The sequence below is a fragment of the Pseudomonas simiae genome (assembly GCF_900111895.1).
In the GTDB taxonomy this organism is placed as follows: Bacteria; Pseudomonadota; Gammaproteobacteria; order Pseudomonadales; family Pseudomonadaceae; genus Aquipseudomonas; species Aquipseudomonas simiae.
In genome coordinates, this window is sequence record NZ_FOKB01000007.1 from 83,300 (window position 1) to 100,855 (window position 17,556).

Sequence of the window (17,556 nt, forward strand, 5' to 3'; positions counted from 1 at the left end):
TCAGGGAGTCGAGCAGATGCTCAAGACAGTCAAGCAGGCATGCACATTCAATCCCATCATTCGCGACTACCGGATGAGCGAGGGGATCGAGAACCTTTCTGCCCTTATCTCTGATGAGGGCGATGGTCGTGAGTTCTTTGCACGAAACTACATCACCTCGGGCATGGAACAGCTGTTCCGCGAGGGGATGCTGCGGCTGGATGGAAAATCAGACCAGGCAGTTTTCGAGCTGACCCAGGCAATGGGTGGCGGTAAGACCCACATGATGATTGCTCTAGGTCTGCTGGCTAAGCACCCGCATCTGCGCAGTGAGGTGTTGTCGCCCGAGCTTGCTAAGCGGATAGAAATCGGTGAGGTGCGAGTAGCCGCATTCAATGGTCGAAACACTCCGGAGAATTACATCTGGGGTGAGATCGCTACTCAGCTGGGTGAGGAAGAGGCAGTCAAGCCATACTGGGTCAATGGACCTCGTGCGGTCGACCAGGCAGGCTGGAAGAAAATCATCGGGGACAAGCCGACGCTCATCATGCTTGATGAGCTGCCGCCTTACCTGGAAATCGCAAGCACCACTGTCATCGGTGGCGGTACGCTGGCTACAGTGAGCACCTACACGCTCAGCTGCCTGATGAGCGCCGCCTTGGAGCTACCACGTTGCTGCATTGTGATTGCCAACCTATCCGGCAGCTATGTGGCTCAGACCAAGGCGATTGCCGAAGCAATCTCTAACCTCCAGCAAGAAGCCAGTCGCCAAGCCAGCACCATCACCCCCGTCCAACTGGCGGGCAACGAGATCTACGAGATTCTGAAGAAGCGACTGATCCTGGAGCTGCCCGACGAGTCCGTTATAAACGATGTCGCCGAGGAATATGCCCAGCGCATTAAGGCGGCAGCTGATGGTGGATACATTGTGGCGACCAGTCTGGAGCAGGTCGCTCAGCAGGTCAGAGAAACCTACCCCTTCCACCCCTCCTTTAAGCATCTGGTTGCCTTGTTTAAAGAGAACGAGGGTTTCCGGCAGACACGAGGCCTGATGCAGTTCGCTGCGCGTTTGCTCAAGAGTGTCGATGACCGCGAAACCGATGATGTATTCCTGGCTGGTGCCCAGCACCTGCGACTGAATGACGATACTGTGCGCGAGGAGGTCGGACGCATCGCAAACTCGCTTCGCCCGGCCATGGCCCACGATATTGCCGATGATGGTCAATCCATCGCAGAGGAAATCGATGCCAACCTGGGCAGCGATGCCGCCCAGCAGGTCGGTGCCCTGCTGCTAGCGTCCTCATTCTCTCGGGCGGTCGGTGGTCGAATCGGACTGACCGAGGCAGAGATCATTGAGTTCTTGGCTGCACCCAACCGTAAGTCCGATGAGTTCAAGACTGCTCTGGAGAAACTGCGCGAGCAGGCGTGGTATCTGCACCGAGAAGAAGAGCGTTTCTTTATTAAGGAAACAGAGAATCTCTCTCGCCAGATTGAGCGAAATGCTCGCGACATCCCTCAGCCTAAGATCGACCAGGCCCTGATCAACAAGCTCACGGCTGTGTTGCAGCCGGTTAGCAAGGCTGCCTACCAAGATGTCCAAGTGCTGCCGCGACTGGACGATCTAAAGCTAAGCGGACCTCGTGTTCTGATTGTGGTGCGTCCGGACGGCAAGCTGCCGCCGAGCGAGCTGATCAATTTCTTCGAGTACCAGCAAGAGAAGAACAATTTCATGGTGCTGTCCGGCCAGGACAGCTACCTCGCCGATACCGTCGAAGATCGTCTGCGCGACCTGTATGCAATTGAGTCCATCTGCAAGCGGTTGAAGGACGGTGATAGCCTCTTCGAAGAAGCACGTGATCGCCTGGAAGATGCCCAGCAGCGCTTTAACAAAGCGCTTTCCGGCACCTACAACCGGATCTACTTCCCAGCCATCGACGAGATGACCGGCAATGCCCAACTCATGCAAGCCACAATTGATAATGGCTTGAACATGGGGCAAGGCACCAACTCTGCCGAGCACCAGATTGAGCAGCTCTTGGCCAGCCCTCGTGCTAATTACAAACTGATCCTCAATCTATTGGATGAACCGGGCACCTACTGGGCAATGGCAGAAGAGGATCTTTGGCCGGCGAATGACCGCAGAACGCCATGGAAAGACGTGCTGATGCGCGCCAAGAGCAATCCAATCTGGGCTTGGATGCCCGGCGCCGGCGGCATGGAGACCCTCAAGACAGAAGCCCTAAAGCAAGGTCGTTGGCGACAAGGGACTGACGGCTACATCGAGAAAGGGCCGTTCCCGGCAGAAAAAACTGCAGTGAACGTGACTGTGCATGCCGCAAATGAAGCGACAGGCGAAACCACTCTAGCCCTGATTCCCCGTAATGCGGGCCAGAGCCCAGTGGTTTACTACGCACCGACTGCCAAGGTCAGTACCAGCGACCCTAAGATCGAAGATCTGGATAATTTCACGACCGACACGGCAACCCTGTACTTCCTTGCTGTGGACAGCGAAGGCAAACATGAAACAGGTGAGCCGCAGCGCTGGGTGGCGGAGCTTCGTGTGCGTCATCAGGTCCAGGCCATCGCCGACAAGCGTATTGTCACTCTCTCCTGCATGCCTGCGGCCGATATGCGTTACACCCTAGATGGCTCCAACCCTAAAGATGGGGAACTGTACGGAGACCCCTTCGAGGTTGGCTCACAGGCAGCCCGCCTGATGGTCTATGCGTGCTCGGGCGAGGCTACTCGTACCGCTGACTTCCAGATCCCTGCTGCCAACGACAAACAGGTTCAGATCGACGATGCCAAGCCGGCAAAGTTGGCTGAGAACAAGAAGGTGTCGCTCGACAGTACCGAAAAGGTGTTCGGCGTACTCAATAGTTTTAAAAGCTCGCCGGCCACCTTCAAGGGGGTACGTATCCAGATTGGCGAAGGTGAGAACACCGTTAGCATCAACTTTGTTGAGCGCGAGGTTACGGCTTCCGTGATCGAGGCCGCGATTAACGGTCTGCGTAAGGCCCTCGGGAATGAGCAAGAAACCGTTACCGTGCAGATTCGAAGCGGAGCAGCCTTCGAGAATGGCTTCGCTGCCAAGGAGTTCGCCAAGCTCAGTGGCGTTGAGCTGCGTCCTGGCGATGTGATCCAGGAGGAATGACCATGGCCAACGCATTACGTAAAGAGGACTCTGGCATGGCTCGTTCCCCCAGTAAAACTGTAAGTGGTGCCAAAAAAACCAAGGCACCTGAGCGCCCGACCATCGGCTTTGGTGTGCCGGCCACTACAGACCCTCATCACTTCATGGTGGAGGTGCCCAAGAGCTCGACTGGCGCAGTTCGCATTATCGAAAGCCTCGGACTGCAGGCTCAGGATCAGCAAACCAGCATCATCGAGCGCGTTGTGATTGAGCGCTTGCGTTGGACGGCGATCCGCAGTGAGGTTCAGCGTGCCTTTAATGTGCGCCTAAAGGAGCACAACCTGCGTGTTAGCGCTTGGAAGGTGGGCGATAACCCCGTGGATCGCCTGCTTGGCAAAGAGCTTTGCGTATTGGCCTGGGCGGTTGAAGACATGAGTCCCGAGAAGATTCCCGTAGCAGTACGCAACTGGCTTGCCTTGCGCCCTGAAGAGCGCTGGTGGCTGTTCGGCATGACCGCCATGAGTACAGGCGGTGTGCATGACGGCAACAAGGGCTGGCGCCTGGCTCTCCGACACGCGCTGGGCGACGTAGCACAGACCGAGTTGTTCAAGCCGCAGTCTGTGAAACCCCGCAAACAAGACACTGAGCGCCCAACCTTGGGCCTGTTCGATTAAGGAAGAACGAAATGACCGCAATGACACCCATACAGCTGGTGCCTTTCTCTCTTAAGGACGCGCCCGCGCTGATCGAAACCGTATTCCCAGCACAAAAGGTGTCATTTGAGGCACAGCGGGAGCGTAAGGCCAATCTTGGGCAGACACTCACAGGCCTAGGGTCCTACTGGAAAGGCCGCAAGCCTTTGATACTTGTTCGCTCTATTGTGCTTGGAAGCCTGCTGCCCCAAACCGACGATGCAGAGCAGGATCTTGAGTTGTTCGAAGCACTGATGGCATTTGATCTTCAGGGATTAGGTCGTCGCGCGGTGGCTCAAAACGCCCTTAAGCCGGCAGAAATTGCCAGGATGATTTCGTTAAGAAACCCTTGGGATTATTTCAGCTACAAGATCTTAGAAGGCAGCGATCTGCGAGAAGAGGATGTAGACGTCTGGTGGTTCCCCATGGAGGCTGAAGAAAAAGGCCTCAAATTGAGCTGGAAAAGGGGAATTAGTGATGCTGCAAAAGCAGACGTCTACACAATGGCATTGGCAACCTTACCAACTTATGAAGAGCGCTCGCTGCTGTGTAAGCGTCCGGAAGAAGTTGATCAGGCGTTCCTATTAGCTCCCGTGTGGCTGAAAGTCAGTGAGCGGCTGGGGCGGTTTGGGATAACTGCCGGCTCAATGGAGCAGCTCGTTGAACAGCTAGGTGTTTTGCGCTACGGCCATCGGCCCAAAGTTGGTGATACCTTCGCAGGGGGTGGGTCCATCCCATTCGAGTCAGCTCGCATGGGGTGTGATGTTTATGCTTCTGACCTCAACCCAATTGCCTGCATGCTTAACTGGGGAAATGTGAACATCATTGGTGCTACTCCGAAGCGTCGCGCAGAGATTGAAGAATCACAGCAACTAGTAGCTCAGGCGGTAGACAAAGAAATTACAGCTCTTGGTATTGAGCATGATGCCCAAGGTAATCGGGCAAAAGCCTACTTGTATTGCCTAGAAGCTAGATGCCCGGATACGGGCTGGATGGTGCCGCTCTCTCCAAGTTGGGTAATCTCCAAACCGAATTCCGTGATCGCCACGCTTGTACCCGATCATCAATCAAAGCGCTTCAAGATAGAAATCAAAACTGGCGCAACAGCGGCCGAAATGAAGTCCGCTGACAGTGGCACTGTCCAGGATGGCTGCATGGTCTATACCCTCGACGGTAAAACCTATTCCACCACCATAAAAACACTGCGGGGTGATTTCAAAACACCTTCAGGAGAAAATAGCAACCGACTGAGGCGTTGGGAAAAACACGACTTTAAGCCTCGCCCCGAAGATATTTTTCAAGAGCGTCTTTACGCTGTTCAGTGGATCAAAAAGGCAACTCTTGATCAGTCGCGACAGGCGACTTTCTTTGCTGCAGTTACCCCTGAAGATGAGCGGCGTGAAAAAATCGTAGATGAATTCGTGTCAACCAATATGGCCAGCTGGCAGGCGCAAGGCCTCATTCCCGATATGGCCATTGAACCCGGATACAATACAACGCAGCCTATTCGCGAGCGCGGATGGGGTTACTGGCATCATCTTTTTAACGCGCGACAGCTTATGTTGCATGCATTGTATTTCTCGCACCGAAGCCCAGTAGATTGTATCTTCAATGCAAAGTCTCTTGATTGGAATTCAAGAATTGCAAATTGGATGAATCACTGGGAGAAGACTAATAATGTTTTCTACAATCAATCACTAAATACATTCTATAACTATGGAACTCGCTGTTTTGTAAGTCATGAAAATGGGCGCTCTTATGGTTTTGCAAACGCCCCAATTGGTAATGTTGATGTAAGCATTCGAACTCACGAAGCATCTGCTCTTGCTGAAGACTGTGACATTTTCATAACTGACCCACCTTATGCTGATGCTGTTCACTATCACGAGATCACCGAGTTTTTTATCGCCTGGTTGCGCAAAAACCCACCTGCGCCATTTAGTGAGTGGACGTGGGACTCTCGCCGAGCACTGGCCATTAAGGGTGATGGTGACGATTTCCGACGCGGGATGATCGATGCTTATTCCGCGATGGCTAAACACATGCCGGACAACGGAATGCAGTGTGTGATGTTTACCCATCAAAGCACTGAGGTGTGGTCGGACATGGTAGGTATCTTCTGGGCGGCAGGGCTCCAAGTGGTGGCCGCTTGGTACATAGCTACAGAAACCAGTACTGAGCTTAAGAAGGGGGGATACGTACAGGGGACTGTGACGCTCATGCTGCGCAAGCGAAGTGCAGGCGAAAAAGTCGGCTTCAAGCAGCGCATTCTTCCTGCGGTTCGCAATGAAGTAGCGACTCAGATCAAGCAGATGATGCACCTCAACGATGAGGTGGAAGCCCGTATGGGTGAGCCTGTGTTCAATGATGCAGACTTGCAGATGGCTGGTTACGCAGCGGCCCTAAAAGTACTAACCGCCTACACCAAGATTGGCGAGACCGATGTCACCACGTTCGCTTTGCGGCCACGAGTCAAAGGCGAGATCTCCGTGGTGGATGAAATCGTCCAGCAAGCCTCCGAGGCAGCCAACAGCTTGTTGGTGCCTGAAGGGATTGCGCTGGACACCTGGCAAGCGATTGATGGCATTCAGCGCTTCTACTTGCGCATGCTGGATATGGAGTCGGTCGGTGCCTCAAAGCTGGACAACTACCAGAACTTTGCCAAGGCCTTCCGTGTGGATGACTACACAAAAGTCATGGCCAGCATGACGGCCAATGGCTCGCGGTTGAAGCAAGTCGATGAGTTCGGCTCCCGTGAGCTAACCGATAGCACGGAAATTGGCCCAACCTGGCTGGGTCATCTGGTCATAGCCATTCAGCAGCTGCTAGCTGAGGTCGAACCGCAATCTGTGGTCAAAACACTGATGGAGGATCTACCTGACTACCTCGAAGTCCGTCCAAAGCTGATCGATCTGGTTCGTTTCTTGGAGAATAAGTCCCGCAATGAAGCTGTGCGTTCAGCTGCTGAGGTGCTTGTCTCTCGGATGCAAACGCAGCGGTTGGACTCCTGAGAGGTTAGGGCATGACAATCACCCGCTTGTCCTCACGTACCCATGCGCTGGATCAGAGCTTCCTCGTCGAGCACCTCAAAGGGGCTCGGCGCTATCGGCGAATCGCCGGCTACTTCACCAGTTCGCTGTTTGAGGTGGCCGGGGAGCTGATCGATCAGATTCCCGAGGTGCAGATTGTTTGCAATGCGGACATTCAGGCTGAGGACTTGCGGGTGGCCCAGGTGTGTGAGGCAAAGCTGCTGGGCAAGCTGAACGAGCGCTCGGTCGAGATTGAATCGCTGCTGAATCGCGAACGCTACCAACAACTGGCCTCATTTCTGGAGAAACGTGGCCAGGTCATTCGGGTTGCGCCTGACAGCGCCTGCGGTTTCGTACATGGCAAGGCTGGGGTGATCGATCTAGCCGATGGCCGCAAGCTAGGCTTCATTGGCTCAATGAACGAGACCAGTAGTGGTTGGCAAAGTCACTACGAAATCCTCTGGTCCGACGATTCCCCCGAAGGGGTCGCCTGGATCGAGGCCGAATTCGATTATCTGTGGAATTCAGCCAAGCCGCTCCCGGATGCGGTGTGCCGGGAGATTACTCGGCGCAGCCACCGCCATGAGGTATCCATTGATGAGGTGGAGGAGCCTGAGCAGATTGCCCCAGCTGCCCTGATTGAGTCCCCGCTGTACCGCGAAGGGTTCTCTCTGCAACCCTGGCAACAGGGATTCGTCACAGAGTGCCTGAAGCATTACCAAGAGTATGGCGTTGTCCGCTTGCTGCTTGCAGATGAGGTCGGCTTAGGGAAAACACTTTCCATGGGCACGGCTGCTCTGGCGTTAAGCCTGCTAGCCGAACAGAAAGGGCGCAGTAAGCCCGTGATCATCTTTGCGCCGGCAACCCTCTGCGAGCAGTGGCAGACCGAGATGATGGACAAGCTGGGCATTCCCTGCGCGCGATGGCAGACACAGCAGAAAGCCTGGCTTGATGAGCAAGGGCGAGCGATCTCTGCCGAGGGCGCTGGCCATGTTGCAAACTGCCCACTTAGGATCGGTATCATCTCAACCGGCCTGATGCTGCGCGACTCGCCGGAGAAGGCGCATCTGCTTGGGCTCCGTGGCGGCTTTGGGCTGGTGATACTCGACGAAGCTCATAAGGCGCGCACCCGTCAGGGAATGGGCAAGGACGCGGGCACACCGAATGAGCTGCTGGCGTTCATCCGTGACGTTGCTGCCCGTTCAGATCACGTGCTCCTTGGTACGGCAACGCCGATCCAGACTCGCCGGGAGGACTTGTGGGACTTGGTTCGGGTTCTGCACCAGGGCAAAGGTAATTTCGTCTTGGGCGGAGATTTTTCAGAATGGCACAGGCCTAAGGACATTATCCCGATCCTCTCTGGGGAAGAGGACGTCACGGATGCAGGTTATGCCTGGCGGTTGCTTCGTGCGCCTTTGCCAACAGTTAATTCAACTCACGATAGCCAAGCGCGGCGGCTTTACAGCTTAATTCGCCAGGATCTGGGGCTACCGCAGAACGAATGGATTGGCGGCTCATACTCCGAGCTGGGTGAGGATGCCCGTGAGGTTATGGAAGATGCACTGGAGCGCCGTGTCGCTGGGGCTAGCTTCTTCCAACGCGAGAATCCATTTGTGCGCCATGTGGTGCTGCGCAAACGTACCACGCTCGAAAATGAGGGGCTTCTCAAGGCCATTGGGGTGGACGTTCATCCCGATGTCGGATTAGTAAAGGATGTTCACCGCTTCCATGCCCTGTTTGAAGGATTGGCTCTACGCTCCAGTGAGGACTTCCGCGAGGCTTACAACCAGGCTCGTGGCTTCGGCAAGGCTTTGGCCAGCAGCGGACGTGGAAGCGGCTTCATGAAAAATCTGATGGAGCAGCGCATATGCAGCAGTATCGTCGCTGGGATCAACACCGCCACCAAATTACTGGGCGGCGAGACGATCACTGAAGAAAGCGATGAGGGTGAGGTTTCGGTGCAAGTACAAAGCACCGATGAGCAGCTGGCCCTGAAGCGGCTGCTATATCGCCTGAAGCTGGTCAAGGAAGATCCAAAACTTAAGGCAATCCTGCACTACCTGGAGAACGAGGGCTGGCGTGAGCTTGGCTGCATTATTTTCAGCCAATACTACGACACCGCCCGCTGGGTAGCTGAATCGCTCGCTGCACGCTACCCCGATGAGGCAGTGGGTCTTTACGCAGGCGCGAGTCGCAGCCGGCTCTATCGACAAGGTGACAGTGTGGCCATCGAGCGTGAAACCCTCAAGCGCATGGTCGCGGATCGCAAGCTTCGCCTTATGGTAGCCACCGATGCAGCCTGTGAGGGACTCAACCTACAGACGCTGGGCGCTTTAATCAACGTTGACCTTCCATGGAACCCGACCAAACTCGAACAACGCATCGGCCGCATCAAGCGTTTCGGTCAGACACGCGACAAAGTGGACATGCTGAACCTCGTGAACGAGCAGACGGTGGACGAAAAAGTCTACGACCGCCTTTCCGAGCGCATGAAGGACCGCTTCGATCTGTTCGGTTCGTTGCCGGATACCATCAAGGACGAATGGATTGACAACATCGAGCATCTAGGGGAATTGATGGATCAGTACATCAATGCCCAGAAGCAGGAAACGGGCTTCGATCTGCGGTACAACGCGACCATGCGCCCAACCGATAACGATTGGCGTAACTGCGCACAGGTCTTGTCACGTCGAGATTTTGAGACGCTGATGAGGAAGGGATGGTGATCGCCGATTACCAGTCTCCTTCCAATTACGACCTAATCACGAGACGACTCAACCGTTTCTCACCGGTGCGAGTAGGCTGTAGAAAACACAACTACTTGCCTTGCGCTCCGTGAAAGGGGGATGGGCTGTCGTTGCAGGGAGGCTGGCAATTTTAAGTCAGCGCCAACACACTACGGACGATGTAGAAGGTGACCCTGTTACCCCTTGACCAGACGCAGTTTAGCTGTAGAAAGCTTCTCAGAATCAGGCGACCTCTGGCTGCTCCCCTTCAAGACATTCAACATAAGGCCAAAAGTCAGCTCATTAATCTCATCGGAAAAAATCGCCAACTGCCCTGCAACATCAGCCTTACCTATACCCTCAGCCCTAAGAGCAGCGAATATTTTCTCCAGAACAACCGAGCGCTCGTGCGCTAAGGGTGCTGGTTCGTTGCTCCGGTAGCCTTCTTGGGAGACCTGAATGCACAGGGTCCTATAAGTCCAATCCGTAGCGAGACCCAAGCTGTGTAGCCTGTAGTTCAACGCAGCAACGGATACACCCCAAATCTTTTTGAACTTGATGAGACTGTTGAGGGTAACCGAGCGTGGCGCCTGAGACAGAATGCTCGCCCTTGGCATTAGAAAAGCCGAAGCAAACGCATTGGCCTCACGTTCAAGATCTGGCCCTTGAGGGTGTGCATGCTGATGCATCACAAGATGCCCTAACTCATGCGCGGCATCAAAGCGGCAACGCTCCGCCGATTTAAAGGTATTGAGAAACATGAAGGGACGGCCACCGCTCCACATTGAAAACGCATCAACCTCTTTAGCGTCAATTGCCAAGGAATAGACACGTACCCCTTTTGATTCCAACAACAGAATCATATTCTTTATGGGGTGATCTCCAAGCCCCCATTGAGCTCGCAACATCTCAGCCACGACCTCAGGACCTTGGTTTGTAGGCAGTCCAACCAGACGCAGAGACTCGTCGTTAGACGTGAGAGCACCCCGCTCGCTTCCGAGATCGGGTAAATCAGCAGCAGGGAGATCAAAACGAGACTCCAGCCAGTCATTCAAGAGCAATGCAATCGCACCCGCTCCTAAAGCACTATCACGGAGGGAGGCACTCATTTTCGAAAGCGATCGGAAACTCGCTACATCTGGAGTGGGGACTTCAGGGTCATCGCCAAAGAAAAATGCTTCAGGGAATCGAAGCGCGCTAGCGATTTTTGAAAGAGTTCCTTGCTCTGGCTCCTGAGTACCACTTTCGTAACCTGATACAGAGCGCTCAGTGACTCCGATCAGGGTCGCCAGCTCTCTTTTTTTCATTCCTCGCCGCCGTCTGGCCAGCGCAAACCTTTGTGAGTTAAACATACAAAATCATGCGTTCTTACGACGAATGTCGATCTCAATATCTGGGCCGCCTGGAGGGGTAATCACAGCAAAGTCGTCATCCAAATCGATGGAGCCAAGCAGGATACGCTCAAACCAAGCGTTTATCTTTCCGCTTTTGTCGATGCTTGATGGTCGTGAAAGCTCAAACCGAATCTCATTTTTCAAATGGTCTGTGTGATGGAGCAAAACCCACGTGTCATAGCCTTCATTCTCGGAATAATGCGAAGGCTCGGGCATGAGATCAGCAAACATGTCTAATTGACAATTTTGCTCAACTGCCTCAACCGTGTGCTTACCTTTCTTGGAGCGGGTACTGGGACTCGCGAATGGATTGCCCACGTTAGCATCGCCAGAAGCTACTGAAATTGCTAGATTCAGATAGGGATGGACTGTCACAGGGTAGGTAGCTTTTTCATGCGCTACCCATCCCAGACCACGAAGCTGATCTCGAAGAGACCCTACGATCCAACCCCACATCTCCAAACCAGGGAAGATTAATGGATGATTGGGAGTCAACCTCACCCGATGTAAATGACCCTGGTTGATCGCTTCGCGAAACGCTTCCAGGGACGTGCTCAGTTGCCCAAGTCGATAGCCAACGTCATCTGCATCACTGAAAATCTGGCAAGCCTGCATGCGCGTATCTCTTAAAGACCTGACTTCCGGTTATTCTCCCGCATATGAGGAGGTAAAACAAGAAGAGTGTTCATGCGACGCCGCAGTTTTTAGACTACCTTGTCACGGGCATACCGCCCCGAGCGGGCACAACCAAGGCAGACCTCCTATCCGTATTACATCTGCATTGGAAGCCATCGAATCAGACGATCCGATCACGTCTCAAAGCATCGTGGATCGAATTAGTATTCCAAGTAAGTACTGAAAAAATATAAATATTAAAAATCAATAAGTTATAGAACCGGCTCAGATTCCCCCGGTCAATCAACCCACCCCACACCCCTTCACTCCCCAGAAAAGTAGTCACTGTCCAGCTGCTTCACCTCATAAACCTGCTTAACACTAACCCCCAAATTGTTCTCAACCATCAACCGAGCCATCTCAACCCCATCGATCAGCACCACTTTGATATCCAGCCCAAGCGCCGCCTCCCGGGCCCCCACGGAAAAATCCGAGGTGGTGATAAACACCCCCTTACGCGCCCGCTGCCGAGTCAGCGCACCGATAAACTTATCAATCTCCGGCCGATGCACCGTATTGCTCCAGCGCTTGGCCTGCAGGTAGATCACGTCCAGCCCGAGCTTATCCTCATTGATAATCCCGTCGATGCCATCATCATTAGTAGCCTGGGTTGCCTTGCCGGCTTCTTTACGCGAGCCGCCATAGCCCATGGCCAACATCAAATCGACCACCAGCTGCTCAAAGAAAATCGGACTGGCAGCCCTCACCTGTGCCAGAAGGTCTTCGGCGAGCGACTGAATAAGTGCCTGGTGAGCATCAGCCAGTTGCTCATCCGGGGTCGTCTCGGCGCGCTCCACAGCCACACCCCCCATCACGCTCAGCACCTCGGTGGTCTGGGGTTTGGCGGTGTGGAAATCGGCGAACTCAGGAAACTGCTTCAGCCAAGTCACGGTGATGCGCGCAGGGCCGTTGGCCAGCGCTTGCCGACCACGGTCGGTGATTTGCACCATGCCCTTGCTCGGGATAGTCAACAAACCTGCTTTGTTGAGATACGTCCTAGACCAGCCCACGCGGTTGTTGATCACCGTTTGATGCCCAGATGGCAGCCGCTCCTTGCGCTCATCTTCAGTTAGCTGGAGTACATCAGCGATGCACTCGCGAAGTGCGCTAAGCGGTATCGCAACACCGTCCCGAACAGCCTCCAACACGGGGCGCATGACACTTTGAAAATCCGGGATCGACATCGTTTTTCCTCTTCGGTCGTCGCGACGCTTTCAGGACGGTCGTCGTGAGGGTTGCTCACGCTCATTCGGCATGATGCCGCATTGATATCTTCGCGCAAAATGCCAGTTCGCAGTGGAAGCAGCAAGCCCAGCCCCAACCGGCTTACGAGAATAAATCCGACGCGCTTTTCTTTTACATCCACCTCAAGTACCGTCGCAGCCGGTCGATACAAGCAAATGGCCACAATTCATTTCGCACCCATCACCTCGACAAATGGAATTCTCGTGTGAACATTCCCCTGCGCCGCTCATTTGCTCTGCTCAGCCATTCGCCCTCCGGCCTGGTCATCTGCCTGCCCCATAACCTGAGGCAGAGCTGAGCATGTCTTCCAGAGAATACCTGTACAAAAACCTTCGTCCTGAACTCGTCGCTCCCGACGCACCCGCCCTAGCTGACGCCTGTGCACCGCAACGCAGCAGCGAACCGCGCTTCACCCTTGAGCGGGACGTGGTGCTCTCGGCCAGTAATCGTCAGCAACTGGATGAGGCTTTAGTCAAGATTCGCTATCACGACGTCATCTATGAGACCTGGGGTTTCGCGCAGGTCGACCCAAACGGAAGAGGCACGCTGCTCAATTTTCATGGCGCCCCAGGGACCGGCAAGACCCTCACCGCCGAAGCATTCGCCGGCAGTATCGGCAAGCGGCTGATCAATGCCAGCATCGCTGACCTGGAAAGCAAGTTCATGGGTGACACCTCGAAGAACATCGTCAGCCTGTTTGCCGCAGCGCGCAACGAGGACGCGGTGCTGTTTCTCGATGAAGCCGATACGCTGCTCGGTCGTCGCCTATCCTCAGTGACCCAGGGCATCGACAATGAAGTCAACGCGATGCGCTCGACCCTGCTGATCGAGTTGGAGAAACACCCCGGGATCGTGATTTTCGCCAGCAACTTCGCTCGCAATTACGACTCGGCGTTCGTCAGCCGCATCTCTCAGCATATTCATTTCGAGCTTCCAGGTGATGACGAACGTCGAGCGATCTGGGCCAAGCTGCTGGTCCAAGGCATCCCTCTGAGCCTGGTGCGCGAAGATCTGATTGAGGCGCTAGTGCAGCCCTCTGCCGGTCTCTCTGGCCGGGAAATCCGCACCTGCCTGCGCCTGGCGTTGCCCAAACCCTTGCTGGAAGGCGGCGGTGGACGGCTGACGCCTGAGCATGTGCTCGGCGCCATCGAGCAATTGCTCCTGGCACGCAATGACATAAAAGTTTCCACACCTGGCGAACAGACCGGGCGTACCGATATCGCACGCAAATTGTTGGGCGTGAACTCAAGGAGTGACGGGTAAATGGGCTGGTTGAGCAAGATCAAAGGTTTTGTCAGCAAAGCGGTTCAGGTGGTCAAGGAGAAGGTCGTAGAGGCGGTCAACTGGCTGGCTGACAAGGCCGAAACCTTCGTTGGTGAAGTCAAGCGTCTATACAAGGCCGCCAAGCCCTATATCTCCAAAGCCCGTATGGTGCTGAGGACCATCGCCGCGAATGTGCCAATCCCTTGGGTTCAGGGCATCAGCATGGCGCTCGACAAGGCACTGGCTGTCTTGGAGCATCTGGATAACCATCCGCTTGTAGCCAAGGTCGATGCGGCGATCAAATGGGTTATCGCACGCGCCCGCGACATCAAGCGTCATCTGCTTAACGATCAGGAAGTCAAAGAAGCCGAACAGCGTGCCGCCGACCTCGAAGCCGCGATGGAGCACGTTGATGAGTCGGGCCGCCAAGCGCTCGAAGGCCTGGCCATGAGCAACCGCTACGAGCTGGTTCGTGCTCGGATCAGCCGACTGGTCGAGGATGAAGCGTTCGTCAACTTCGAGCACTACCTACGCATTCGAGCCGTGCAGAAACTGCTGCCCCTGTACGAAGAGCAAATGGAGCACGTCAAAGAAATTAACAATGTGCTGGATGAGCCGCTGTTCATCATTCAGATCGCCAGCCAGTTGATAGAAGGCCACGCCGAACTCGATGACGATGCCATGGAGCGCCTCGACAGCTTGACCACCGCTCGATTCGGCAAGCCGGTGATCCCGTTCGTGTTCGAAGAGATGATCAACGTGTGGGGCTTGGACCTAAAGCAGCATCAAGACACCTGGGAGGAGTTGGGCAAGCGCGTGTCCCGCGACCAGGTGATCGTCAAGCGCCTGAACAATTTAGCGAAGCTGGAACCACTGCCAGTCGAGGAGGCCAAGGTGCTCACCGACCTCGAAAAACTGTTGCCTACCGACGAGGCCCGTTTGGACAAACTTGCCAGCGATGTCCTCGCCAAGCGCAACTATGTCTATGCAGCCGAGGGCTTCCTGCAATTACTGGAAAATGACGAGCAGCGCCTGATCGACCAGGACCGTGAATACCTTATCGACGACGGTTTTGAGGTGGGTGAACTGCTGATTCGCTGCGCCCAAAACGGCGAGAAGTGGGAGAACCTCAAGCGCGAGGAACAATCGCTTATCATCAGCTTCGCCAACATCTTCGAATCCGACTGCCGCAAGCGTGCCGAACAATTCACCCAGGTTGAGGTGGCAGCGTGAGTGGCACAGTTCTGGAGTTCCTATCGCCATCGTTGGGGAACCCGTTGGAGTTGGTATTCTGCACGGTGATCATAGGTGGCATGCTGGTTTCGCTGATCACCGCCGAGGTGTTCGGCCGCGCTCCGGCTTGGGAGCGCAACTGGCAAGGCGGCACGCACAAGGGCGCGCTGGACATCGAGCACGGGTCACTCGGTGAGTTGAACCAGGCAGTGGCCACTCTACCCGAACGCATCGTAGCCAATATGCCGGGGCTGCTGTTAATCGTCGGCTTGCTGGGAACCTTCCTGGGCCTGGGCATGGCCTTGGATAAAGCCTCTGGAATCCTGCAGGGCAACGCCGATTCTCTGAACGCAATGAGCGACTCGTTGGGCCAGCTCACGGGCATGATGAAAGACTTGGGTACCAAGTTCAAAACCTCGACCTGGGGGATTATCGCTTTTATCGCGCTGAAACTGTGGGACTCTGCCCGCTGGTCCGCTGAAAGCCGCCGGACCGGCTGGTGCGTCGACCGCATGAAGCGCGACATCGATAACCGCCGGGATCAGCACAAGAACGCAACCGAGCTCCGTGACCAACTCACCCGGCAGGCCCTGGCCGCCGTCGGTGAGCAACTGGTGCAGGCCATTGCCGGTCAGAGCCAATTGCTGGGCAATGAACTCAAGCAGCTTAAGCTGATCGAGTTGAAACGCGGACAAACCTGCGATGAGCAGTTCGCGCGGACCGCCGCCAATCTGGACGGGCAACTGCAGCAGCTGCAACAACTCAGCGGAGCGGAAGGCTATCTCGCGGCACTGGCTCGCTACGCCGCCCACCTGCCGCGCCTGGACCTGCTCGAGGGCCAAGGAGAAACCCTGCTGGGCCTCGACGCTGGCCTCGGCCGCCTAAAGGCGCAACTGGAACAGTCGAGCCAGCAGCTCACCGGGCTGGGGCAGACACTCGAACACGGCCACCAGTTGACGGAGCGCCTACAACAGACCGCTACCCTGCAATGGGAGCACGCGCGAGATGAAAGTGAGCGCCGTGAGCGCCAGAGCCAAACCTTGCTGGCGACCCTGACTGAGCAGCATGGCGCGCAACTGGACGCAGACCGCGCACAGGCTATTCATCTGCAAGAGCGGTTTGATGAGTTGGCCACACTTTCAACTAAAGGTATCGAAGCGACACAGGCAGTTGGCGCGCATACACAAGCCAGCCAGCACAGCCTGGAGCTGTTCGTCACAGCCAGTACCGACAACCTCAATGCGCTCGAGCAAGCCGGCACTACCATGGGTAAAGCAGCGAAGCAACTTGCCCAATCTGCAAGTGCCTTGGAAGGCAGCGTATTAACCATGGAGAAGAGCGTCGGTGCGGCCATCGACAAGCTCAACGATGACTTCCATGCTCACCTGCAAACGATGCAGGGCAGTCTCGACTCCAACATCTCACGCCTGAGTGACGTAATGAACGAGCTGCAGACCGGGATGATGGATAACGTCAACCGGATGAGCCAGGACTTCACTCACAACACCACGACGATGTCGGAGAACCTGCGATCGGCTACCGACAATATTTCCGAGGCCGTAGTCCGGCTCTCTGGCGAGGTCAATGAGGTGATGGCGAGCGTGAGCCGCAACATCGAAGGGGCCAACAGGGCTCAGACCAACGCCAGCGCGATGTTCACGACGACCAACGACGAGCTCAACGGCGCCATCAGTCAGATGGAAAAAAACATGAGGACGCTGGGAGAACAGATCACTCAAGGGCTGACTGATATCTCTGAGAGTAATAGGAACATGCGAGCCACGGGCAAGAAGCTCGAACAGTTGAAAGAGCTGCCCGATAGCTTTGACAAGCTGCATGGGCATTTCCAGGAACTGCTCGCCCAAGGCACGCAAACCTTGCTAGCGCTCGAAAAACTGGCAGGTGAGCTGCGCAGCGACCCGCACCAGCGCGGCCAACTGCTCAGCGAAGCGGTGAAAAACCTGGCGCAGCTGTCCTCCCAACTCAAGACGCTGACAACCAGCACGCAGCAGGTCGCCAACCTGCCCCAAGCGCTGGCGGAAAAGGTCGGACAGCAGTTCTCCAATCACCTGCAACCCCTGCAGCAAGCGGCGGGCTCTACGGTTGCCCTGCTCCAGCAGATGGCCGATCAAGCCCATCAGCCGCTGGCACGCAAGCCTTCCGACGAGCCTCTGACAGCGTGAGACG

General features: G+C 55.4%; 10 protein-coding genes. 7 read left to right on the forward strand and 3 right to left on the reverse strand.

Annotated elements, in window-relative coordinates; translation table 11 throughout:
* Positions 1-16: 16 nt before the first annotated feature.
* Genes BMZ57_RS20825 through BMZ57_RS20840 form a run of 4 tightly spaced genes read left to right on the forward strand, consistent with a single transcriptional unit; the run spans position 17 to position 9,559 of the window.
* Entirely contained in the window at positions 17-3,133 is a 3,117-nt protein-coding gene (locus BMZ57_RS20825) for an anti-phage-associated DUF499 domain-containing protein (protein WP_069673157.1), read from the forward strand.
* 35 nt (positions 3,134-3,168) lie between these two features.
* A complete protein-coding gene (locus BMZ57_RS20830) occupies positions 3,169-3,786 on the forward strand; it encodes an anti-phage-associated DUF3780 domain-containing protein (protein WP_069673172.1) in 618 nt (205 codons plus the stop codon).
* Positions 3,787-3,797: 11 nt separating this feature from the next.
* Positions 3,798-6,815, forward strand: coding sequence for an anti-phage-associated DUF1156 domain-containing protein (locus BMZ57_RS20835; RefSeq protein ID WP_083266263.1), 3,018 nt, complete (start codon positions 3,798-3,800; stop codon positions 6,813-6,815).
* An 11-nt stretch (positions 6,816-6,826) separates the two neighbouring features.
* Positions 6,827-9,559: a phospholipase D-like domain-containing anti-phage protein gene (locus BMZ57_RS20840; protein ID WP_069673156.1), complete on the forward strand. Its 2,733-nt coding sequence runs from the start codon at positions 6,827-6,829 to the stop codon at positions 9,557-9,559.
* A 197-nt stretch (positions 9,560-9,756) separates the two neighbouring features.
* Here BMZ57_RS20840 and BMZ57_RS20845 read toward each other — a convergent pair whose 3' ends face one another.
* From BMZ57_RS20845 to BMZ57_RS20855, 3 genes are all read right to left on the reverse strand, one after another.
* A complete protein-coding gene (locus tag BMZ57_RS20845) occupies positions 9,757-10,911 on the reverse strand; it encodes a helix-turn-helix domain-containing protein (protein WP_069673155.1) in 1,155 nt (384 codons plus the stop codon).
* Positions 10,912-10,917: 6 nt separating this feature from the next.
* On the reverse strand, positions 10,918-11,568 hold the full coding sequence (locus tag BMZ57_RS20850; RefSeq protein WP_069673154.1) for a hypothetical protein: 651 nt from the start codon (positions 11,566-11,568) through the stop codon (positions 10,918-10,920).
* A gap of 323 nt (positions 11,569-11,891) precedes the next feature.
* A complete protein-coding gene (locus tag BMZ57_RS20855; protein ID WP_069673153.1) occupies positions 11,892-12,812 on the reverse strand; it encodes a restriction endonuclease in 921 nt (306 codons plus the stop codon).
* Positions 12,813-13,173: 361 nt separating this feature from the next.
* Here BMZ57_RS20855 and BMZ57_RS20860 point away from each other — a divergent pair, with 361 nt between their 5' ends.
* From BMZ57_RS20860 to BMZ57_RS20870, 3 genes are all read left to right on the forward strand, one after another.
* Entirely contained in the window at positions 13,174-14,136 is a 963-nt protein-coding gene (locus tag BMZ57_RS20860; protein ID WP_069673152.1) for an ATP-binding protein, read from the forward strand.
* Positions 14,137-15,369, forward strand: coding sequence for a hypothetical protein (locus BMZ57_RS20865; RefSeq protein ID WP_069673151.1), 1,233 nt, complete (start codon positions 14,137-14,139; stop codon positions 15,367-15,369).
* Between the two features lie 80 nt (positions 15,370-15,449).
* Positions 15,450-17,552 (forward strand): coiled-coil domain-containing protein, encoded by a 2,103-nt coding sequence (locus BMZ57_RS20870; RefSeq protein ID WP_254668493.1) that lies wholly within the window; start codon positions 15,450-15,452, stop codon positions 17,550-17,552.
* Positions 17,553-17,556 lie beyond the last annotated feature (4 nt).